Consider the following 21,470-nt stretch of genomic DNA (forward strand, 5'->3'; position numbering starts at 1 on the left):
TGTGCGCGTGGGTTTCGAGCGTTTTTGGATGTCGTTTTTCCGCCAGCTACACGTAGGAAAAACCTGTAGGCAGCGACGATTTGTCGCAGATCTTATTCTTTGTTGATTGAACGTTCAATCAAAACAAAATAGACTGGTCCTCAATCCGACAGACGTTTTATGTCCGTCGGGAGGCCTAAGGAGAGGTGCAAGATGCCCAAGGTCGGTATGCAACCCATTCGCCGCCAGCAATTGATCGAAGCCACATTACTGGCCGTCGATCAGGTCGGAATGGGGGACGCCAGCATTGCGCTGATCGCCCGTTTGGCCGGTGTCTCGAATGGCATCATCAGTCATTACTTTCAGGACAAGAACGGCCTGATTGCCGCCACGATGCGGTATCTGATGAGCGTCCTCAGCGAGAACGTCACCCTGCGCCGTCAGGCGCTGACAGATGACAGCCCGCGGGCCCATCTGCAGGTGATCATCGAAGGCAACTTCGACGCCAGCCAGGTCAATGGCCCGGCAATGAAAACCTGGTTGGCCTTCTGGGCCACCAGCATGCATCAACCGTCGCTACACAGGTTGCAGCGGATCAACGATCACCGCCTGTATTCCAACCTGTGCTGCCAGTTCCGCCGCGTCTTGCCGCTGGACCAGGCACGCAGCGCGGCCCGTGGACTGGCTGCACTGATCGACGGCTTGTGGTTGCGCGGCGCCTTGTCGGGAGATGCTTTCGACACCGAGCAGGCGCAGCGGATCGCTTACGAATACATGGATATCCAATTGGCCAAGCAGGTGAGTTAGAGCACACCAGAACGCTCTACCCCTGAACGCCAGCGCACGTGTCGTGCTGTACGACCCGAACGCTGGTTACCGCCAACCCACTCAATGCGCTTGCGAGGACTTTATGGCCCGTTTCGAACTGCAAAAACTCTACATCGATGGCGGCTACACCGACGCTGGCAGCGATGCCACTTTCGAAGCCATCAACCCGGCTACCGGGGAAGTCCTCGCCAATGTGCAACGTGCGACTTTCGACGACGTCGAGCGCGCTGTGGTCAGCGCTGAAAAGGGCCAGAAAATCTGGGCCGCGATGACCGCCATGGAGCGTTCGCGCATCCTGCGTCGTGCCGTCGACATCCTGCGCGAGCGCAACGATGAGCTGGCCGCCCTGGAAACCCTGGACACCGGCAAAGCGTTCTCCGAAACCAAGTACGTCGACATCGTCACCGGCGCCGACGTGCTGGAGTACTACGCAGGCCTGGTGCCAGCGATCGAAGGCGAGCAGATCCCGCTGCGCACCTCCTCCTTCGTTTACACCCGTCGCGAGCCGCTGGGTGTGGTGGCCGGTATCGGCGCGTGGAACTACCCGATCCAGATCGCCCTGTGGAAATCCGCCCCGGCCCTGGCCGCGGGTAACGCGATGATCTTCAAGCCAAGCGAAGTCACTTCCCTGACCACCTTGAAACTGGCCGAGATCTACACCGAAGCCGGCTTGCCGGATGGCGTGTTCAACGTCCTGACCGGCAGCGGCCGTGAAGTCGGCACCTGGCTGACCGAGCACCCGCGCATCGAGAAAATCTCCTTCACCGGCGGCACCGACACCGGCAAGAAGGTCATGGCCAGCGCCTCGGCGTCCTCGCTCAAGGACGTCACCATGGAATTGGGCGGCAAGTCGCCGCTGATCATTTTCGACGACGCCGACCTCGACCGCGCCGCCGACACCGCGATGATGGCCAACTTCTACAGCTCCGGCCAGGTCTGCACCAACGGCACCCGCGTGTTCGTGCCGAGCCACCTGAAAGCAGCATTCGAAGCCAAGATCGCCGAGCGCGTTGCACGCATTCGCGTCGGCAACCCGCAAGACGAAAACACCAACTTCGGCCCGCTGGTCAGCTTCGCCCACATGGAAAGCGTGCTGGGCTACATCGCCAAGGGCAAGGCCGAGGGCGCGCGGGTCCTGTGCGGCGGCGAGCGCATGACAGAGGGCGAATTCGCCAAGGGCGCGTTCGTGGCACCGACCGTGTTCACCGACTGCACCGACGAGATGACCATCGTCCGTGAAGAAATCTTCGGCCCGGTGATGAGCATCCTCACCTACGAAACCGAAGAGGAAGTGATCCGCCGCGCCAACGACACCGACTTCGGCCTCGCCGCCGGTGTCGTGACCCGCGACCTGAACCGCGCACACCGCGTGATTCATCAGCTCGAAGCCGGTATCTGCTGGATCAACGCCTGGGGCGAATCCGACGCGAAGATGCCGGTGGGCGGCTACAAGCAGTCGGGTGTTGGCCGTGAGAACGGCATCAGCTCGCTGAACAACTTCACCCGCATCAAATCGGTACAGGTTGAATTGGGCGATTACGCCTCGGTGTTTTAAGACCCGAGTGATGCATTGCCCGTAAGGCCGCTTTCGCTGGCAAGCCAGCCCCTACAAGGACAGCGCAGTACCTGTAGGAGCTGGCTTGCCAGCGAACCGAGTGCACCGCACTCGCCAAGGCCCGACCTGACCACCATCAAAGAGGGTGCATACAATGTCCCAAGAATACGACTACATCATCATCGGCGCCGGCTCGGCCGGTAACACCCTGGCGACCCGTCTGACCGAAGACGCTGGCGTCACCGTCCTGCTGCTCGAAGCCGGCGGCCCGGACTACCGTTTCGACTTCCGCACACAAATGCCGGCGGCGCTGGCGTTCCCGCTGCAAGGCCGCCGCTACAACTGGGCCTACGAAACCGACCCGGAGCCGCACATGGACGGCCGCCGGATGGAATGCGGTCGCGGCAAGGGCCTGGGTGGTTCATCGCTGATCAACGGCATGTGCTACATCCGTGGCAACGCCATGGACTACGACGGCTGGGCGAAAAACCCGGGCCTGGAAGACTGGACCTACCTCGACTGCCTGCCGTATTTCCGCAAGGCGGAAACCCGCGACATCGGCCCGAACGACTACCACGGCGGCGAAGGCCCGGTCAGCGTGACCACGCCCAAGGCCGGCAACAACCCGCTGTTCCACGCCATGGTTGAAGCCGGCGTGCAGGCCGGTTACCCGCGCACCGACGACCTCAACGGCTACCAGCAGGAAGGTTTCGGTCCGATGGACCGCACCGTGACGCCCAAAGGCCGTCGCGCCAGCACCGCGCGCGGTTACCTGGACACTGCCAAGAAGCGTTCGACCCTGAACATCGTCACCCACGCGCTGACCGACAAAGTGCTGTTCGAAGGTAAGCGCGCCGTCGGTGTGCGCTACCTGGTGGGCAGCGCCGAAGAAGTCGTGGAAGCCCGTGCGCGCAAGGAAGTGCTGGTGTGCAGCGGTGCGATTGCTTCGCCACAGATTCTCCAACGCTCCGGCGTCGGCCCGGCCAAGCTCCTGGAAAGCCTGGATATCCCGGTGGTCCACGACCTGCCGGGCGTCGGTGAAAACCTGCAGGATCACCTCGAGCTGTACCTGCAATACGCCTGCACCCAACCGGTGTCGCTGTACCCATCGCTGCTCTGGTACAACCAGCCGGCCATCGGTGCCGAATGGCTGTTCAACGGCACCGGGATCGGCGCCAGCAACCAGTTCGAAGCCGGCGGTTTCATTCGTACCCGTCCGGATTTCGAGTGGCCGAACATCCAGTACCACTTCCTGCCGGTGGCGATTAACTACAACGGCAGCAACGGTGTGAAAGAGCACGGTTTCCAGGCACACATGGGCTCCATGCGTTCGCCAAGCCGTGGGCGGATCCAGGTCAAGTCCAAGGACCCGCGCCAGCACCCGAGCATCCTGTTCAACTACATGGCCACCGAGCAGGACTGGCAGGAATTCCGCGACGGCATCCGCCTGACCCGGGAAATCATGCAGCAGCCTGCGCTGGATGCGTTCCGCGGTCGCGAAATCAGCCCGGGCATCGAGGTGCAAACCGACGAGCAACTGGACACCTTCATTCGCGAACACGCTGAAACCGCGTTCCACCCGTCCTGCTCGTGCAAGATGGGCACCGACGAAATGGCGGTGGTCGATGGCGAGGGTCGCGTCCACGGGATGCAGGGCCTGCGTGTGGTCGATGCCTCGATCATGCCGCTGATCACCACCGGCAACCTCAACGCGCCGACGATCATGATCGCCGAAAAAATCGCCGACAAGATCCGTGGTCGCCAGCCATTGCCACGCAGCCAGGCCAAGTACTACGTCGCCGGCGAAGCCCCGGTACGTGGCAAGCCGCTGCGTGAGGTGAGCCATCCAGCTTAACGATAAGACCTCGGCTCAAAAAAACCGCCGCCCTCATTAGGTGGCGGTTTTTTTTCGTCTGCCAAAAGCAATCCATTTCAAACTAAATCAATGACACAAAGTTACTAAAACTAGTTAACCTCAAGCTCTAAAAATTGGAAACACTTACATACCCACGAGACCATCAAGTTTAATTATCATCCGCCACCCAAAAATGTGGCAGCTGCAAATCTGATGACCTTGAATTACCTGCAACACCTCGACAGCCGCGAACGTGTGCGTTTTTTCCGAGAAGAAATATCCAAAGAAAAAATGATCACCCTCGACTCGCCAAAACTTGCATTAATCGTACACGAGGCTCTGTCTGATCTATTTCACCTCACAGACGTTAAATACGAATACGAAGAACACAAAGCGCTCTACCTGAAGCCCTCCGCCGAGAAATATCGAGAATGGGGTAACGGACTTGGCGACATCACGCCTCACTCCGATGATTTGTATGAAAGCCTGAAGGTTGACTATTTGGCCCTGACCGTTTGCCGTGACACCACAAAAATGCCCACCGCCTACTACTTTCCAAGTGACTTGATTGCAGACTTGAGCGACGAGGAAGTCGGCGAATTATTGGGGATGCAAGCTACGTTCATTTCCGGAAAAAATGTCACCAGCCTGAAAAATCGAATTCGTCAGGTCGTTGAATACTCCGACATTTACGGCTTTCAGTTTGCATTGGATTTTCGCATCGACTCACAGAGCGGGGAGCGGATGCGTGCCGTCAATGGCGGGCAGCACGTGCTCGACAAAATTCGTGCTCGCCTGCCCCACGCAAAACAATACCACCCGCTGGATGAGCCCGCTGGCACCCAGGAAGTTCGCTGATGCTGACCTCAAACGCGTCAATTCGACCTACGACCGCTAACGTATTTATGGAAGGAACACGCGATGCAGTCACGTTTGGCGTTGCATTCGTCTTTCTGTATCTATCGATCGGTGTTGTGAGCGCCACACAGTCACTATCGCTTGGCCAGGCGCTTGCAACAACCTTGCTGATTTTTTCCACTCCACTGCAGTTCCTGCTTATTCAGAACCCTAATGAAGGATGGGTATTGATCCCCATCATTTTGGCACTCAACGCCCGGTTCGTACTGCTCTCCGCAACCCTTGCGCCTTTTATAAGAAACACTTCAACCCTGAAAACCATGGCATCGTTGATCCTGATTACACCCTCGATATTCACCGGCTGCGTCACTCGATTCAAACGACGAATCGACCTCCCTTTTACCTATCTGGTCGGCCTCGGCCTACCCATATTCGGCATCTCGATCCTTTGCACTTACTTAGGCTTTGTCGCCGGTGCAACACTGACCTCACCGGTTATTTTTGCAGCCATGACGCTCCTGTTACCTCTTCAGTTCACCGCATTGGCCGGAAAGCACTGGCCGCACTATGCGGAGGTTTCGAGTTATTGGGCTGGCTTTATTGGCGCGCCAGTTTTGGTCTATTTATTCAAGGATTACAGTTTGCTGCTCACACCCTTCATTATCGGTGGACTGATTGTACTGATTGAAAACAATATGAAAAAACGAGGCAGTTATACCTCATGACTCTCTGGTTGCTTATCGCGTTTTCTGCCCTGACTGCCTTTGCATTTCGCGCGTTACCCTTCGCCTTCAAAAACAGCGCTGCACTGACCCAGACCCAGGGTTCCTTTTATCGGTTTATCAGCTACAGCGCACAGGCCATGCTGGGGGTGATCATCTACGACACTGCATTCAACAAAATGGATGCGCTGACACTCATACAACAGTTTCAGATGCTGGACGCCCTAAAGCTATGCTTACTGGTCGGCACCTTCATAGCGGTGGCCAAAACCAGGAAAATCCTGCCGGCGTTCTTCGCAAGCCTATTCGTTTATGTGGCAGCTTTCACCTATATGAACGGCTGAAGACAACACTGCTGCAGTTGACATAATCGAACGCGAGCAAGCCGCAATGGGATGCTCGCGAACCTTGATCCCTTACTCACGCCGGCCTACTCTAGGCATCGCGCAAACGTTTCACCTCCCCGCCCCACCGACAGGCCGCCCCCTGGCTGGCCACGAGGCTTACTCATGTTTGATGTCGTCTCTTCGAGCAAATGGCCCACCGGCTATCTGATCAATCCCAACGTAGAACCCCTCGATCCGAAATGGCTGACCGAGTTCAGCAAGATTCCTGCGGCCGCCGTCAGCGACTGCCTGGGTCGCAACGTTGGCGGCCTCGGCCTCAAGCCGTTCCATGGCAATGCACCAATGCTCGGCAGTGCGCTGACCGTGCGTGTGCGCCCCGGCGACAATCTGATGATCCTCAAGGCCATGCAGATGGCCCGTCCGGGTGACGTACTGGTGATCGACGGCAGTGCCGACCTGACCCGCGCCGTGTTCGGCGGCATCATGCGCGCCATGGCCCTCAAAGCCGGGATCGTCGGCGTGGTGATCAACGGCGCGCTGCGTGACCTCGACGAATGGCAGACCGGCGAACTGCCGGCCTATGCCATCGGTGGTGTTCATCGTGGCCCGAGCACCGACGGCGGTGGCGAGATCAACGTGCCGATCTCCTGCGCCGGCATGCTAGTGGCGCCGGGCGACCTGATGATCGGCGACGGCGACGGCGTGGTTGCGGCTGCCCGCTCCGAACTGCCGGAGTTGCTGGTGCGCTGCCACGACCTGTTGGCCCGTGAGAAGGCGACCCTGGCCGCCATCGAAGCCGGCACTCTCGACCCGGATCGCTTCGACGCCATCCTGCGCGCCAAAGGCTGCCCGCTCTAAAGCGCTCAACCTCCTGTAGGAGCGAGCCTGCTCGCGATGGACTCGAGGACGCCGCGACCATTCAGGATGACCGCGTCATCGCTCTTTCGCGAGCAGGCTCGCTCCCACAATAAAAGCAGTGCGCACAACGCCCCAAAGATCCCCCCACACGGAGGTAGGCATGTTCGATTTCCATCCGCAACTCAAGCAGCGCTTCGCTGCCCTGCGCACCGGCGCCGAGTTTTTTTCCCTGCGCTACGTGCGCGAGTCGGGCCAATACCTGTCGGTACGCAAGAACGTTGCCGAGCCGCCACACCTGAGCCGCGACGAAGGCGCGATGCTCACCGCCCGAGTCAATGGTGTCGAAGCCTACGCCGCGACCAACGACCTGTCCCTCGCCGGCCTGCAAGCCGCCCTCGAGCGCGCCGAACAACAGGCCCGCGCACTGGCCGCCCACGCCCTGCTCGACCTGCGCCAGCAAGCGGTGTCCAGCGAGCGCGGCGACTACCTGTCACCGAATCTGCAACAGCCGTTCCCGTCACTCGCCGAGTGCTACCAGCTGCTCGGCGCCGAATCCGCCGCCGTGCCCAAGGACGAGCGCCTGGTGAACTGGCAGGTGAGCATCGGCATCACCCATGTCGAGCAGATCTACCTCAACAGCGCCGGCGCCGAATTGCGCCAGGCGCAGCGCTTTGTCTATCCCGGGCTGGACGTCACCGCCTACGACGGCAACGACAGCCAGACCCGCAGCCTCGGGCGCGAGAACTTCGGCCAGCAAGGCAGCGCCGACGTCATCAGCCGCTGCGGCCTCATCGGCGCCGCGCCGCAGGTGGCCGACCAGGCCCTGCAGTTGCTGCTGGCCCCGAACACCCCGCAAGACCGCTGCGACCTACTGTTGATGCCGGACCAGATGATGCTGCAGATCCACGAATCCATCGGTCATCCGCTGGAGCTGGACCGCATCCTCGGCGATGAGCGCAACTACGCCGGCACTAGCTTCGTCAAAACCAGCGATTTCGGCAGCCTGCAATACGGCTCGAAACTGCTCAACGTGACCTTCGACCCGGAGATTCCCGAAGAGCTCGCCAGCTACGCCCACGACGATGACGGCACGCCCGCGAGCAAACAGTTCCTGATCCGCGAAGGCTTGCTGCAGCGGCCTTTGGGCGGCGCACTGTCGCAGTTTCGCGCCAATCTGAATGGCGTCGCCAACAGCCGCGCCTGCGGCTGGAACCGGCCGCCGATCGATCGCATGGCCAACCTCAATATCGAACCGGGCGAGCAGTCACTTGCGCAGTTGATCGGAGGTATCGAACGCGGTGTGCTGATGTCGACCAACCGCTCCTGGTCGATCGACGATGCGCGCAACAAATTCCAGTTCGGCTGCGAATGGGGCCAGTTGATCGAGAACGGCGAACTCAAGGGCGTGGTCAAGAACCCCAACTACCGGGGTATCTCCGCGCAGTTCTGGAACAACCTCAGCGCGGTCGGCGACAGCAGCACCTTCAAGGTGCTGGGCACGCCGAACTGCGGCAAGGGCGAACCGAACCAGGTGATCCGCGTCGGCCACGCGTCGCCGGCCTGTGTATTCAGCAACATTGACGTATTTGGGGGAGACGCCTGATGAGCACCGCATTGAGTCAGGTCGAGCAATTCAAGGCACTGGTGAACGGCTTGCGTGAAGCCCTGCGCGAGCCGGAGCAATTCACCTTGAGCTATGCCGCCGAGTCGTCGGCGTTCGTGCGCTTCAACCACGCTCAGGTCCGCCAGGCCGGGCAGGTGCAGCAGGCGCGCCTCGGCTTCAAATTGATTGATGCGGGTCGGCATGCCGACTTGAGCATCACCCTGGCCGGCGATCCGCAGGTCGACCGCGAGCGCCTGGCCGACGCCCTGCAGCAACTGCGCGAGACCTTGCCGCTGCTGCCACCGGATCCGTACCTGCTGCTCAACCACGATGCCTGGCAGAGCCATAACGTGCAGGACCATCCGTTGCCGGACACCGCCCAGGCAGTGGCCGAAATCGCCAGCGCCGCCGCTGGCCTGGACCTGGTCGGCTTCTATGCCGCCGGCCCGATCAGCCGCGGATTCGCCAGTTCATCGGGTGCGTTTGGCTGGCATCAGGCCAACAGCTTCAACTTCGACTTCAGCCTGTTCCACGCCAACGGCCAGGCGGTGAAGGCCAGCTACGCCGGCCACGACTGGAACAGCGCAGCCTTCGCCAAACGCTTCGAGCAGGCTCGGGAGCAGTTGGAGTTTCTCGGTCGCCCCTTGCGCACCCTGCCACCGGGTCAGTACCGCGCCTACCTGGCACCGGCGGCCCTCGACGAACTGGTCGGCATGCTCTGCTGGGGCGGCTTTTCCGCACAGTCGATTGCCAGCAAGAGCAGCCCGCTGCAAAAACTCTATGGCGGCGACCAGGCTTTCAGCCCGTTGCTTTCGCTCGATGAACAGGTCAGCGGCTCGCTGAGCCCGGCGTTTTCCGGTGAAGGTTATCCGCGCAGCGACCTCAAGTTGATCGCCGCCGGCCAGGCCGATCAGCGCCTGGTCAGTTCGCGCAGCGCCGCCGAATATGGCCTGACTGCCAACGGTGCTGGCGACGGTGAAGCGCCCAGCGCGCTGAACATGGCCGCTGGAACGCTGGCCGAGTCGCAGATTCTCAAGCAACTGGGCACAGGCCTGTACATCAGCAACCTGTGGTACCTGAACTACTCGGACCAACCGGCCGCCCGCCTGACCGGTATGACCCGCTTCGCTACTTTCTGGGTGGAGAACGGCGAGATCCAGGCACCGGTCAGCACCATGCGTTTCGATGACAGCGCCTATAGTCTGTTGGGCTCGCAACTCGAAGCCCTGACCCGTGAGCGCGAACTGATCCTGTCGGCCAGCACCTACGACCAGCGCGCCACGGCGTCGACGTTGTTGCCAGGGGCGTTGATCAAGCGGTTGACGTTGACCCTTTAACCCCCGGATCTGTTAACACCGATTAACCTGTAGGAGCCAGCCTGCTGGCGATGAAGTTGATGCGGTGTCGCTGATGACCGCATCGCGAGCAGCCGCAAGCGGGAAGCCGCTCCTACAGGGGGCGGTGAGTTGTCAAAATTCAAGAGGTCCCATGTCCAGCCGCCCTGTTCTCGATCCCGTCACCGCCCGCTGGATTCCGTGGGTGGTAGCGATTGCGTTTTTCATGCAGTCCCTCGACGGGACCATCCTCAATACCGCGCTGCCGGCCATGGCCCGCGACCTGGCGGAAAACCCGCTGCGCATGCAGGGCGTGATCATTGCCTACATGCTCACCGTGGCCCTGCTGATCCCGGCCTCGGGCTGGATCGCCGACCGCTTCGGCACCAAGAAGATCTTCTTCAGCGCGATCCTGCTGTTCAGCTTCGGCTCCTTGCTCTGCGCCTTGTCCAGCAGCCTGAGCATGCTGATCGGCGCCCGGGTGATTCAGGGCCTGGGGGGCGCACTGATGCTGCCGGTCGGGCGGCTGGTGGTGCTGCGCGCCTACCCGCGCTCGGAACTGGTGCGGATCATGGGTTTCATCACCATTCCCGGCCTGCTCGGCCCCTTGATCGGCCCGACCATGGGCGGCTGGATGGTGGAGTACATGACCTGGCACTGGATCTTTCTGATCAACCTGCCGGTGGGCCTGATAGGCTGCTACGCCGTCTGGAAGTTCATTCCCGACCTGCGCGGCAGTGAGCGCACGCGCTTCGATAGCCTGGGATTCGTGCTGTTTGGCGCGGCGATGGTGCTGATCACCATTGCCATGGAAGGCCTCGGTGAATTGCACCTGCCGCACCTGCGGGTGATGTTGCTCCTGTTCGGTGGCATGGCGTGTCTGGCGGCGTATTGGCTGCGGGCCGGACATATCGATAACGCGATGTTCTCGCCCTCGCTGTTCAACACCCGGACCTTCGCCGTGGGCATCCTCGGCAACCTGTTCGCCCGACTCGGCAGCGGTGCCCTGCCGTTTCTAGTGCCGCTGCTGTTGCAGGTGGCGATGGGGTATTCGCCGTCCCAGGCAGGGATGAGCATGTTGCCGCTGGCCGCTGCGGCGATGGTTGCCAAGTGGGTGGCGCGGCCGCTGATCGAACGCCTGGGCTATCGCATCGTGCTCACCGGCAACACCTTGGCGCTGGGGATCATGCTGGCGAGCATGGGCCTGATCAGCGAGCAGACGCCGTATTGGCTGCTGCTGGTGCACCTGGCAATCCTCGGGGCGATCAACTCGCTGCAGTTCACCGCGATGAATACCGTGACCCTGATCGACCTCGACGACGCCAACGCCAGCAGCGGCAACAGCTTGCTGTCGGTGGTCGCACAGTTGTCCCTGAGCCTGGGCGTGGCCTGCGCCGGCGCCCTGCTCGGCGGCTTTACCGCTGAGGTCGGCAACGATGGCGTGGAGACCGTGCTGGGCGCTTTCCAGCTGACCTTTGTCACGGTCGGGATCATGGCGATGCTGGCAGCGGCGATCTTTTTGCAGCTGTCGCCAAAAGACGGACGGCGGGTCAGACGTCCGGAAGAACACATAGAGCCTTAGTTTCCGGACGATAAGTGCCTGCGCTCGACCATGCTGCGTTGAAAACAGCCTCGAAATGCTCATTGGCTAAAGCCAAGTCGGGTGCGACCTCAGCCGTTTCTCGCCAGTTTTCGCCTTGCCTGGTCATCGCTCGGCTACTTCTCATCCGGAAACTACGGGCTAAAGGCAATAGGACTGGTACACTGCGCGACATTTTGTTTTGCAGGCCAGTCCCGTGACCACCATCGCCACCGCTTTTAATACTTTGCCGCTGTCTGACGCCATGCTGGCTAACCTCGACTCCCTCGGTTATGCCCAGATGACGCCGATCCAGGCGCAAAGCTTGCCGGTGATCCTCAAGGGGATGGACCTGATTGCCCAGGCCAAGACCGGCAGCGGCAAGACCGCAGCCTTTGGCATCGGCCTGCTGAACCCGATCAACCCGCGCTTCTTCGGTTGCCAGGCACTGGTGATCTGCCCGACGCGCGAGCTGGCCGACCAGGTGGCCAAGGAAATCCGTCGCCTGGCCCGTGCCGAAGACAACATCAAGGTCCTGACCCTGTGTGGCGGCGTATCGTTCGGTCCACAGATCGGTTCGCTGGAGCACGGCGCGCACATCATCGTCGGCACCCCGGGGCGGATCCAGCAGCACCTGCGCAAGGGCTCGTTGGTCCTGCACGGCCTGAACACGCTGATCCTCGATGAAGCCGACCGCATGCTCGACATGGGTTTCTACGACTCCATCGAAGAAATCATCGCCCAGTGCCCGGAGCGCCGTCAGACCCTGCTGTTCTCTGCCACATACCCGGTGGGCATCAAGCAGTTGGCGTCGAAATTCATGCGCAACCCGCAGCAAGTGAAGGCCGAGGCGTTCCACGACGACAGCCAGATCGAACAGCGCTTCTTCGAGATTTCCCCGGACGAGCGCATGGATGCGGTGGTCAAGGTCCTCGGCCACTTCCGTCCACAGTCAACCGTGGCCTTCTGCTTCACCAAGCAGCAGGTGCAGGAGACCGTCGATCACCTGACCGCCAAGGGTATTTCCGCCGTCGGCCTGCACGGTGACCTGGAACAGCGTGACCGCGATCAGGTCCTGGCAATGTTCGCCAACCGCAGCACTTCGGTGCTGGTGGCCACCGACGTCGCCGCGCGCGGCCTGGACATCGATGCGCTGGACATGGTGATCAACGTCGAACTGGCTCGGGATTCGGAAATCCACATCCACCGCGTCGGCCGTACCGGTCGTGCCGGTGAGAAAGGCATCGCGATCAGCCTGGTGGCGCCGTCCGAAGCGCATCGCGCCCAGGCCATCGAACAGTTGCAAAAGACCCCGCTGAACTGGGATCAGGTCGACAACCTCACCCAACAGGGCGGTGGCCCGCTGTTGCCGGCCATGAGCACGCTGTGCATCGGCGCCGGGCGCAAGGACAAAGTGCGTCCGGGCGACATCCTCGGTGCCCTGACCGGCGACGCCGGCGTGCCAGGCGCGCAGGTTGGCAAGATCGCGATCTTCGACTTCCAGGCCTTCGTCGCCGTCGACCGCAGCATCGCCAAGCAGGCCTTGCAGCGTTTGAACAGCGGCAAGATCAAGGGCCGTTCGTTGCGCGTGCGTATCCTGTAAGCAATCTTCCAACCGAAGAAGATACCCTGTGGGAGCGAGCCTGCTCGCGAAGGCGATTTGTCAGACAACATCTATGTTGAATGTACCGACCCCTTCGCGAGCAGGCTCGCTCCCACAGTTTTTCTGGTGTGACACTGAGAGGACACCGTTTTGCGCTCTACCGAAGTCGTGATCATTGGCGCTGGCGCCGCAGGGTTGATGTGTGCACTGACCGCCGCCGGGCGCGGGCGCAAGGTGCTGTTGCTCGATCATGCCAACAAGGCCGGCAAGAAAATCCTGATGTCGGGCGGTGGCCGCTGCAATTTCACCAACATGTACACAGAGCCGAGCAATTTCCTCTCGCAGAACGCGCACTTCTGCAAATCCGCACTGGCGCGTTACACCCAGTGGGATTTCATCGGCATGGTGGCCAAGCACGGCGTGCCGTACCACGAGAAAAAGCTTGGCCAGCTGTTCTGCGATAACAAATCCAGCGACATCCTCGAGATGCTCCTCAACGAGTGCGATCAGGCCGGCGTCAGCCTGCACCTGGACACCTCGATTCAGACCATCGAGAAACTCGAAAACGGTTACCTGCTGGACACCACGCTGGGCCAGGTGAGCTGCCAGTCGCTGGTGATCGCCACCGGCGGCCTGTCGATTCCGACCCTGGGCGCCACCGGTTTCGGTTATCAGGTGGCGCGCCAATTTGGTCACGAACTGCTGCCAACCCGCGCCGGTCTGGTGCCGTTCACCATCACCGACCAGCTCAAGGAACTGTGCAGCGAGTTGTCCGGGACTTCAGTGGATTGCCTGGTGAGCTGCAACGACCAGAGCTTTCGCGAGAACATCCTGTTCACTCACCGCGGCCTCAGCGGCCCGGCGATTTTGCAGATTTCCTCGTTCTGGCAGTCCGGCGACAGTGTCGAAATCAATTTGATGCCCGACCATGACGTGCACGCCTGGCTGCAACAGCAGCAAGCCGAGCGGCCAAACAGCGAACTGAAAACCCTGCTCAGCGAGATCTTCACCAAGAAGATGGCCAACCTGCTGGCCGACAACTGGTTCGCTTCCAAGCCGATGAAGCAGTACACCCACGCCGAAATCGCCGAAATCGCCGAAAAGCTGGCGAGCTGGACCCTGGTGCCCGCCGGCACTGAAGGCTACCGCACCGCCGAGGTGACCCTGGGCGGGGTCGATACTCGCGAGGTGTCATCCAAGACCATGGAATCGCTGAAAAGCCCGGGCCTGTATTTCATCGGCGAAGTACTCGACGTCACCGGCCACCTGGGCGGCTTCAACTTCCAGTGGGCCTGGGCCTCGGGGTATGCGGCGGCGCAGTACGTCTGAGCCAGCCCCCCTGTCAATGCAGGTTTAAATTGTAGGAGCGAGCCTGCTCGCGATGGCGGCGGCACATTCAACATCTTCTTTGAATCGGCAGGCCCTATCGCCAGCAGGCTGGCTCCTACAGTTGATCGCGAGTCAATCCGAGAACGCGTGGCAAGCCCCACGGCTTTCTCGGCCAGCCTGAACATTTGCAGTGAGCATGAAGTACCGAAGGAACAGATTTTGCTGTCAGATGTGATCGCCGCCATTGCGTCGGCGTCATTACTGGCTCAATTTAGCGGCATTGCCCCGGAAGGCCTTCGCACTTCATGTCATCGACTCCGTTTCGTCAGTCTCTGCGGCGCCTTTGGGCACTGGATAAGTTCAGCTACAGCGTGCGGGTGTTCATCGCCCTGACCGGCAGCATGGCGTTGTGTTGGTACCAGGATGAAATGGCCCTGCTGATTCCGCTGTTCCTGGGGATCATCGCCTGCGCCCTGGCCGAGACCGACGACAGTTGGCAGGGCCGTCTCAACGCGCTGGCCGTGACCCTGGTGTGCTTCAGCGTCGCGGCATTTTCCGTCGAACTGCTGTTCCCCTACCCGTACATTTTCGTGATCGCCTTTGCGCTGGCCAGCTTTGGCCTGACCATGCTCGGCGCCCTCGGCGAACGCTACGGGGCGATTGCTTCGGCGACGCTGATCCTCTCGGTCTACACCATGATCGGCGTTGACCAGCGCGGCGGCGCGGTGACTGACTTCTGGCATGAACCGGTGCTGCTGGTGGCGGGCGCGGCCTGGTACGGCCTGCTGTCGGTGCTGTGGCAGGCGATGTTCTCCAACCAGCCAGTGCAACAGAGCCTGGCGCGACTGTTCCGCGAACTGGGCTATTACCTCAAGCTCAAGTCGGCGTTGTTCGAGCCGCTGCGGCAGATGGACGTCGAGGCCCGGCGCCTGGAACTGGCCCAGCAGAACGGCCGAGTGGTCGCCGCCCTCAACGCCGCCAAGGAAATCATCCTGCACCGGGTCGGCAACGGCCGGCCGGGGTCGAAAGTCAGCCGCTACCTGAAGCTGTACTTCCTCGCCCAGGACATCCACGAGCGCGCCAGTTCCTCGCATTACCCGTACAACGCCCTGGCCGACGCGTTCTTCCACAGCGACGTGCTATTCCGCTGCCAGCGCCTGCTGCGCCAACAGGGCAAGGCGTGCCGGGCGCTGGCCGAATCGATCCAGATGCGCCAACCATTCGTCTACGACGACAGCTTCGCCCAGGCTCTGAGTGACCTGCACGCCTCGCTGGAGCACCTGCGCATCCAGAGCAATCCGGCCTGGCGCGGCTTGCTGCGCTCATTGCGTGCACTGGCGGCCAACCTGGGCACCCTTGACCGCCTGCTCAGCGACGCGAGCAACCCCGACAACCTCGCCGATGCCACCGACAGCAGCCTGCTCGACCGTTCGCCGCGCAATCTCAAAGACGTCTGGACCCGCCTGCGCGCGCAGATGACGCCGACCTCGCTGCTGTTCCGCCACGCCTTGCGCCTGCCGCTGGCGCTGACCATTGGCTATGGCGTGCTGCACTTGATCCACCCTTCCCAGGGCTACTGGATCATCCTCACCACGCTCTTTGTTTGCCAACCCAACTACGGCGCGACGCGGCGCAAGCTCGGCCAACGGATCATCGGCACCGCCATCGGCCTGACCGTGGCCTGGGCCCTGTTCGACCTGTTCCCCAACCCGCTGGTGCAGTCGTGTTTCGCGATTGCCGCCGGGGTGGTGTTCTTTATCAGCCGGACCACTCGTTACACCCTGGCGACGGCGGCGATCACAGTGATGGTGCTGTTCTGCTTCAACCAGGTGGGCGACGGCTATGGACTGTTCCTGCCACGCTTGTTCGATACCCTGCTCGGCAGCCTGATCGCCGGCCTCGCGGTGTTCCTGTTCCTGCCGGACTGGCAGGGTCGTCGGTTGAACAAGGTGCTGGCCAACACCCTGACCTGCAACAGCATCTACCTGCGCCAGATCATGCAGCAGTACGCCGCCGGCAAAAGCGATGACCTGGCCTACCGCCTGGCCCGGCGCAACGCGCACAACGCGGATGCCGCGCTGTCGACCACCCTGGCCAACATGCTGATGGAGCCCGGACACTTTCGTAAGGAAGCGGATGTCGGATTCCGTTTCCTCGTACTGTCCCACACACTGCTCAGCTACCTCTCGGGCCTGGGTGCGCATCGCGAAACACGTTTACCGGATGAAGTCCGCGAACAGTTGATCGAAGGCGCCGGGGTCAAGTTGGCGGCCAGCATCGATGAAATCGCCCAAGGCCTGGCCAGCAAACAACCGATCGCGATCCAGAGTGACGAGGAAGAAGCCCTGGCGGCCGAACTCGAACAGATGCCCGACGAAATCGACGAAGGCCTGCGTCTGGTACAGACGCAACTCGGGTTGATTTGCCGGCAGCTGGGGCCATTGCGGACTCTGGCGGCGCACCTGATAAAGGCCTGAAGCTGCTACATCCCATGCTGCTTCAGCAGCCGCTCATAACTGCCGTCCGCCTTCATCCCGGCAATTTCCCGGTCGAACCCGGCGACGATTTTCGCGTGGTCCGGGTTCTTCAGGCTGACCAGAATATGCAGGCTGTTTTCGCTCAAGGGCTGTGGCACAAATTCCACGGCATTGCGCACCTTGGGCGACTCGTGCGCCAAGTAATAACGCGCCACGTACTCATCTTCCAGCGTCAGCTTCACCCGGTCCGCCGCCACCATGCGCACCGCCATGGCGAAATTGTGCACCGGGACTTTCTGCAATGCGGCATCGCCATCAAATTCCGGCGAATAGGCGTAGCCGCGCACCACCGCTATCGCAAAGGTGTGCAACTGCTGCAGGTTGTTGTATTCGATGGGCGCATCCTTGCGCTTGATGAAGCGGATGCGATTGAGCAGGTACTCGGCGGAAAACTGGCCGATCCGTGTACGTTCGTCGTTGTACCAGGCGTTCACCAGCACGTCGTAGCGCCCCTCGCCCAGGCCGAGCATCGCCCGGGCCCAGGGCACCTGCTGGAAATCGCTGGCATAGCCGGCGCGCGCCAGTGCGGTACTGACTATATCGGTGGCCAACCCGCCGTTGACCAGGGTGGCGTCGGTGAACGGCGGCCAGGCATCGGCGACCAGCCGCAGCTTTTGCGCCTCAACGTCCTGGCTTATCCAGAGCAAACCCATCAACGCAATGACTCGATGCAATCGCGGCATGCCAAAAAATCCTTAGGTGGGCGCCAACCCAACACGTTTTCAGCCGAACTCGATGATCATCTGCCGCAGGGCGGCCAGGTTTGGGCTCAATGCAACTCGCGGCAAAGGCAGCCAAAGCAGATTACACAAAGATGACGAAGTCGCACGAATTCAATGATGGCATTTTGGACTATGTCGCAGATTTTCATGCAGGCAAGACATCTCGACAGTAGACGCTTAGTATCGGACCAGACTTTTTAAAGGACAGAACGATGACGATTGAATGGATCTGCAAACACCATGAAGACCTGGGCAAAGAACAGCTCTACGCCATTTTGCAGCTACGCACTGAAGTGTTCGTGGTTGAGCAGAAGTGCGCCTACCAGGAAGTCGATGGCCGCGACCTCGAGGGTGACACCTGCCACTTGATGGCCTGGCAGGATGATCAGTTGGTCGCGTACCTGCGCTTGCTCGACCCGTCCTCGCAAGGCGGCGATGTGGTGATCGGCCGCGTGGTGATTGCACCGCAGGTGCGGGGCAAGGGCCTAGGCCACGATCTGATGGGGCAGGCGCTGAAACAGGCCGAGAAACACTGGCCCGAAACCCCAATCTACCTCTCGGCCCAGGCCCATTTGCAGGGTTACTACGGGCGCTACGGCTTTGTCGTGGTGGGCGAGGAATACCTGGAAGACGACATTCCGCACATCGGCATGCGCAAGGGCTAGTCCGTCGCCAATGCTGGCGGTTCAGGGATAACCCAGGACCGCCTTGATTTGCCGCAGATGCTGCTCGATCCAGCGCGGATCGATGGCGCCCCAGCTGTGGATGCGATAACGCCCGGCATGATTGCGGGCGCCGTCTTCCTGTTCGAATTCACAGACCACGTCCAGGTCCGCCAGCGCCGCAATGGTGTCCTGGGCGGTGCGCCGCGGCATGCCCGTCAGATCGGTCAGCGCCGGCACGCTGCTGGCCAGCCCGCTATCGATCAGGTACGCCACGTACAGACGACGGTAAAAACTACTCTTGGTCTTGCTGACGTCCATCCAGACTCTCCGTGTGATTACTGCAAATCGCGCCAGGTCAGGTAGACCCGCAGATCGAACTCCAGTTGGTGATAACCGGGCAGCATGTGCTCGCACAACTTGTAGAAGGCTTTGTTATGGTCGGATTCTTTGAAGTGCGCCAGCTCATGGACCACGATCATCTGCAGGAACTGCGGCGCAGCCTCCTTGAACAGTGAGGCGATGCGGATTTCCTTCTTCGCCTTGAGCTTGCCGCCCTGCACCCGGGAAATTGCCGTGTGCAAGCCCAGCGCCCGATGAGTGAGGTCGAGGCGGTTATCGAACAGCACTTTGTCGATGGCGGGCGCGTTGCGCAGGTATTCCTGCTTGAGTTCCAGCGCGTAAGCGTAAAGCGCCTTATCGCTCTGCACCGAGTGCTTGTCCGGATAGCGTTGGCTCAAGTAATCGCCCAGGCGATCCTGATCGATCATCTGGCGTACTTGATCTTGCAAGGCTGCGGGATAGGCCTGGAGGTATTTGAGCGCGGTCATTGAGCAACGATAAAGGGGCGACAGGCCGCCAGTGTAGCGAATTCACGACCTCAGCGCGCCCCAGTCGAAGGGTTGCACAAAGTCGCCAACGTCTTCGGCCATCAACGGTCGCGCCACCAGAGAGCCCTGGCCGAACGGACAACCACTTTCCACCAGCCATTGATACTGCGCGGCACTCTCCAGCCCTTCGGCGATGACCGGTATGCCGAATTGCCCGCACAACTCGATGACACTTCGCGCCAGCGCGGCATCTCGAGGCGAATGCAGCACTCGGGCGAGCAACTGCCGATCCAGCTTCAGAGTGTCGAGTTGCAAATCGCGGAGATTGGCCAGCGAGCACGGCCCCGACCCGAAATCGTCGAGCGCCACCCGTACGCCAAGTTTGCGCAGCAAGCCGACCTGGCGACGTGACTCCTCCAGGTTGTGCAGCAAGGCATCTTCGGTGATCTCCAGCTCAAGCTGAGCCGGCTGTAACTGGCAGCGCTCCAGGACCTGACGCAGCTCAGTGACCAGATTGGGCATGGCGAACTGGGTGCTGCTCAGGCTGACCGCCAACACCATGTCCTCTGTGAATTGCGGCTCCCAGGCCTTTCGCTGCTGCGCGGCACTTTGATAAATCCAGCTGCCCAGCCGGCTGATCAGCCGAGCCTCCTCCAACAGCGGCAGGAACAGGCCAGGTGGAACATCTCCGACACTCGGATGGCGCCAGCGCAACAGCGCCTCGAAACCACGCACTCGGCCATCGGCAACCGATACCTGTGGCTGGAACACCAGTTTGAAGTCCCTGCTCTCGATGGCTGAACGCACGCTTTGCTCAAGCATCAGGCGGGTCCGCGCGCGGCCATTCATATCGTGATCGTAGAACCGGTATTGCTGGCGCCCGGCGCGCTTGGCCTCGTACATGGCGATGTCGGCGGCCCTTAACAAACCGTCGAGGTCATTGCCACAATCGGGAAAGGTGGCGATGCCGATGCTCGCCCCTTGGGTGACATCCATGCCCTCGATCTGTTGGCATACCGATACTCGCTCGATCAGCTTCTCGGCAATCTTGGCGGCTTGCTCGGGAAACTCCAGATCGAGCAAGGCGGTGAATTCATCGCCGCCGATCCGTCCCAGAATGTCGAAGGGGCGCAGGCATGCCCTGAGCTGCTCGGCGACCCTGCGTAGCACCCGATCCCCGGCGTCGTGGCCGAGGCGATCATTGACCCGCTTGAAGCTGTCCAGATCGAGGTACATCAAGACCCAGGTACTGCCGGCACGCTCGCCACGCAGCAGCAGGTTTTCCGCGCTCTGATAGAAACCACGACGGTTGAGCAGGCCGGTCAAGGGATCGCTGACGGCTTGCAGCTCCAACTGCCGGTGCAGATCGCAGACCACCGACATATCGAGCACGGTCACCACCATCGCCCCCTGCTCCAGGGGCAGCGGCGCACAGGACAGGGCGACCGGCACCTGTTGGCCACGTGTCGTGCGCAGGACCGCATCATGGGCACGCCAGGTTTCACCCCGGTGCAAGTCAGCGCAGATCTGCGAGTCGAGCCATCGCGGGACATGCGGCGTGTGTAAAAAATCGATGAATCCAGAACCCTGCAATGCCTCGATGGGCGCATCGAGCAGACGTGAAATGGCCGGATTGGCGTAGGTGATCAGACCATTATCAGCAACCACCAGAATGCCTTCGGCGGCGTTCTCCAGCACCGAGGCATTGAAGGCGCGCGCAACCTCGAGATCATGACTGAGGCGTTGCAAGGCGCGACGATTGCGCTGGTGATCGAGCAACGCCTGGACCTTGGGCTTGAGAATCTGCGGATCGAACGGTTTGAACAGATAATCCACAGCGCCGCTGGCGTAGCCCTTGATCACCGCTTCAGGGGTCTGCTCATTGGCCGTGAGGAAAATGATGGGGGTCAGTTGCGTTCGACGGCTGCCGCGCATCAGTCGCGCCACTTCGAAGCCATCCATGCCGGGCATCTGCACATCCAGCAAGACCAGGTCGACTTCGTGCTCAAGCAGCAGACTCAGGGCTTCAAGGCCCGAGGCAGCGGTCATCACCCGCCAGTCCTGGCGCTGTAACAACGCACGCATGCTGATCAGGTTTTCCGGATAGTCGTCGACGATCAAAAGAACCGGGTAGCCATCACCTGGCGTAGGTTGCGCGCATTCCATGCTGCTTCTCTTTAATGGGGCATCTAGCGGGCGATCGACAAGAATCGGACCCTTGCTGTGGCTTCACTTTAGACCCGGTTGTGCCAAACCAGTAGGAATCAAA

The 21,470-nt window shown here is 61.0% G+C and carries 18 protein-coding genes; 14 read left to right on the forward strand and 4 right to left on the reverse strand.

Annotated elements, in window-relative coordinates; all coding sequences use genetic code 11:
- Window positions 1-192: 192 nt before the first annotated feature.
- The 13 genes from betI (at window position 193) to yccS (ending at window position 16,927) form a co-directional block, all read left to right on the forward strand.
- Window positions 193-786: a transcriptional regulator BetI gene (gene betI, locus NR126_RS18130; protein WP_027617073.1), complete on the forward strand. Its 594-nt coding sequence runs from the start codon at window positions 193-195 to the stop codon at window positions 784-786.
- Between the two features lie 103 nt (window positions 787-889).
- On the forward strand, window positions 890-2,362 hold the full coding sequence (betB, locus tag NR126_RS18135; protein ID WP_256830774.1) for a betaine-aldehyde dehydrogenase: 1,473 nt from the start codon (window positions 890-892) through the stop codon (window positions 2,360-2,362).
- A gap of 154 nt (window positions 2,363-2,516) precedes the next feature.
- Complete coding sequence (betA, locus tag NR126_RS18140) at window positions 2,517-4,217, forward strand: choline dehydrogenase (protein WP_256830775.1); 1,701 nt, start codon at window positions 2,517-2,519, stop codon at window positions 4,215-4,217.
- A 213-nt stretch (window positions 4,218-4,430) separates the two neighbouring features.
- Window positions 4,431-5,075, forward strand: coding sequence for a hypothetical protein (locus NR126_RS18145; protein ID WP_256830776.1), 645 nt, complete (start codon window positions 4,431-4,433; stop codon window positions 5,073-5,075).
- Window positions 5,075-5,800, forward strand: coding sequence for an AzlC family ABC transporter permease (locus tag NR126_RS18150; protein WP_027617070.1), 726 nt, complete (start codon window positions 5,075-5,077; stop codon window positions 5,798-5,800). Before NR126_RS18145 ends, NR126_RS18150 begins: the two co-directional genes overlap by 1 nt.
- Window positions 5,797-6,141, forward strand: a complete 345-nt coding sequence (locus NR126_RS18155) for an AzlD domain-containing protein (RefSeq protein ID WP_027617069.1) — start codon at window positions 5,797-5,799, stop codon at window positions 6,139-6,141. The genes NR126_RS18150 and NR126_RS18155 overlap by 4 nt, the downstream gene beginning before the upstream one ends.
- Window positions 6,142-6,306: 165 nt before the next feature.
- Entirely contained in the window at window positions 6,307-7,002 is a 696-nt protein-coding gene (locus tag NR126_RS18160) for an RraA family protein (protein ID WP_027617068.1), read from the forward strand.
- 160 nt (window positions 7,003-7,162) lie between these two features.
- On the forward strand, window positions 7,163-8,605 hold the full coding sequence (locus NR126_RS18165) for a TldD/PmbA family protein (protein WP_256830777.1): 1,443 nt from the start codon (window positions 7,163-7,165) through the stop codon (window positions 8,603-8,605).
- Entirely contained in the window at window positions 8,605-9,942 is a 1,338-nt protein-coding gene (locus NR126_RS18170) for a TldD/PmbA family protein (protein WP_027617066.1), read from the forward strand. Before NR126_RS18165 ends, NR126_RS18170 begins: the two co-directional genes overlap by 1 nt.
- A 151-nt stretch (window positions 9,943-10,093) precedes the next feature.
- On the forward strand, window positions 10,094-11,521 hold the full coding sequence (gene mdtD / locus NR126_RS18175; RefSeq protein WP_256830778.1) for a multidrug transporter subunit MdtD: 1,428 nt from the start codon (window positions 10,094-10,096) through the stop codon (window positions 11,519-11,521).
- Window positions 11,522-11,783: 262 nt separating this feature from the next.
- A complete protein-coding gene (dbpA, locus tag NR126_RS18180; protein WP_256351154.1) occupies window positions 11,784-13,121 on the forward strand; it encodes an ATP-dependent RNA helicase DbpA in 1,338 nt (445 codons plus the stop codon).
- 150 nt (window positions 13,122-13,271) lie between these two features.
- Window positions 13,272-14,450 carry an NAD(P)/FAD-dependent oxidoreductase gene (locus NR126_RS18185; protein ID WP_256830779.1) on the forward strand — a complete coding sequence of 393 codons (1,179 nt, stop codon included), beginning with the start codon at window positions 13,272-13,274 and terminating at the stop codon, window positions 14,448-14,450.
- A 305-nt stretch (window positions 14,451-14,755) separates the two neighbouring features.
- Window positions 14,756-16,927, forward strand: coding sequence for a YccS family putative transporter (yccS, locus tag NR126_RS18190; protein ID WP_256830780.1), 2,172 nt, complete (start codon window positions 14,756-14,758; stop codon window positions 16,925-16,927).
- Between the two features lie 5 nt (window positions 16,928-16,932).
- Here the strand turns inward: yccS and NR126_RS18195 are convergent, their stop codons facing one another.
- Window positions 16,933-17,670 carry an ABC transporter substrate-binding protein gene (locus NR126_RS18195; protein WP_027617061.1) on the reverse strand — a complete coding sequence of 246 codons (738 nt, stop codon included), beginning with the start codon at window positions 17,668-17,670 and terminating at the stop codon, window positions 16,933-16,935.
- 251 nt (window positions 17,671-17,921) lie between these two features.
- Between NR126_RS18195 and NR126_RS18200 the strand changes: the two genes are divergently transcribed.
- Complete coding sequence (locus NR126_RS18200) at window positions 17,922-18,374, forward strand: GNAT family N-acetyltransferase (protein ID WP_256830781.1); 453 nt, start codon at window positions 17,922-17,924, stop codon at window positions 18,372-18,374.
- A 21-nt stretch (window positions 18,375-18,395) separates the two neighbouring features.
- Here NR126_RS18200 and NR126_RS18205 read toward each other — a convergent pair whose 3' ends face one another.
- The 3 genes from NR126_RS18205 to NR126_RS18215 are packed head-to-tail and all read right to left on the reverse strand — an operon-like array spanning window position 18,396 to window position 21,367.
- Window positions 18,396-18,692, reverse strand: a complete 297-nt coding sequence (locus tag NR126_RS18205) for a helix-turn-helix domain-containing protein (protein WP_027617059.1) — start codon at window positions 18,690-18,692, stop codon at window positions 18,396-18,398.
- Window positions 18,693-18,709: 17 nt separating this feature from the next.
- The gene (locus NR126_RS18210) at window positions 18,710-19,201 is read right to left on the reverse strand and encodes a YgjP-like metallopeptidase domain-containing protein (protein WP_027617058.1); all 492 of its coding nucleotides are present in this window, start codon (window positions 19,199-19,201) and stop codon (window positions 18,710-18,712) included.
- A 42-nt stretch (window positions 19,202-19,243) separates the two neighbouring features.
- Window positions 19,244-21,367, reverse strand: coding sequence for a bifunctional diguanylate cyclase/phosphodiesterase (locus tag NR126_RS18215; protein WP_256830782.1), 2,124 nt, complete (start codon window positions 21,365-21,367; stop codon window positions 19,244-19,246).
- Window positions 21,368-21,470: the final 103 nt, after the last annotated feature.

Origin of the sequence: Pseudomonas sp. Pse1 (genome assembly GCF_024519635.1) — a bacterium.
Lineage (GTDB): Bacteria > Pseudomonadota > Gammaproteobacteria > Pseudomonadales > Pseudomonadaceae > Aquipseudomonas.

Excerpts from the sequence above, each read along its gene's own strand:
- betI (WP_027617073.1), top strand. The coding sequence starts at position 193 with ATGCCCAAGGTCGGTATGCAACCCATTCGCCGCCAGCAATTGATCGAA.
- betB (WP_256830774.1), top strand. The coding sequence starts at position 890 with ATGGCCCGTTTCGAACTGCAAAAACTCTACATCGATGGCGGCTACACC.
- betA (WP_256830775.1), top strand. The coding sequence starts at position 2,517 with ATGTCCCAAGAATACGACTACATCATCATCGGCGCCGGCTCGGCCGGT.
- NR126_RS18145 (WP_256830776.1), top strand. The coding sequence starts at position 4,431 with ATGACCTTGAATTACCTGCAACACCTCGACAGCCGCGAACGTGTGCGT.
- NR126_RS18150 (WP_027617070.1), top strand. The coding sequence starts at position 5,075 with ATGCTGACCTCAAACGCGTCAATTCGACCTACGACCGCTAACGTATTT.
- NR126_RS18155 (WP_027617069.1), top strand. The coding sequence starts at position 5,797 with ATGACTCTCTGGTTGCTTATCGCGTTTTCTGCCCTGACTGCCTTTGCA.
- NR126_RS18160 (WP_027617068.1), top strand. The coding sequence starts at position 6,307 with ATGTTTGATGTCGTCTCTTCGAGCAAATGGCCCACCGGCTATCTGATC.
- NR126_RS18165 (WP_256830777.1), top strand. The coding sequence starts at position 7,163 with ATGTTCGATTTCCATCCGCAACTCAAGCAGCGCTTCGCTGCCCTGCGC.
- NR126_RS18170 (WP_027617066.1), top strand. The coding sequence starts at position 8,605 with ATGAGCACCGCATTGAGTCAGGTCGAGCAATTCAAGGCACTGGTGAAC.
- mdtD (WP_256830778.1), top strand. The coding sequence starts at position 10,094 with ATGTCCAGCCGCCCTGTTCTCGATCCCGTCACCGCCCGCTGGATTCCG.
- dbpA (WP_256351154.1), top strand. The coding sequence starts at position 11,784 with ATGCTGGCTAACCTCGACTCCCTCGGTTATGCCCAGATGACGCCGATC.
- yccS (WP_256830780.1), top strand. The coding sequence starts at position 14,756 with ATGTCATCGACTCCGTTTCGTCAGTCTCTGCGGCGCCTTTGGGCACTG.
- NR126_RS18195 (WP_027617061.1), bottom strand. The coding sequence starts at position 17,670 with ATGCCGCGATTGCATCGAGTCATTGCGTTGATGGGTTTGCTCTGGATA.
- NR126_RS18200 (WP_256830781.1), top strand. The coding sequence starts at position 17,922 with ATGACGATTGAATGGATCTGCAAACACCATGAAGACCTGGGCAAAGAA.
- NR126_RS18205 (WP_027617059.1), bottom strand. The coding sequence starts at position 18,692 with ATGGACGTCAGCAAGACCAAGAGTAGTTTTTACCGTCGTCTGTACGTG.
- NR126_RS18210 (WP_027617058.1), bottom strand. The coding sequence starts at position 19,201 with ATGACCGCGCTCAAATACCTCCAGGCCTATCCCGCAGCCTTGCAAGAT.
- NR126_RS18215 (WP_256830782.1), bottom strand. The coding sequence starts at position 21,367 with ATGGAATGCGCGCAACCTACGCCAGGTGATGGCTACCCGGTTCTTTTG.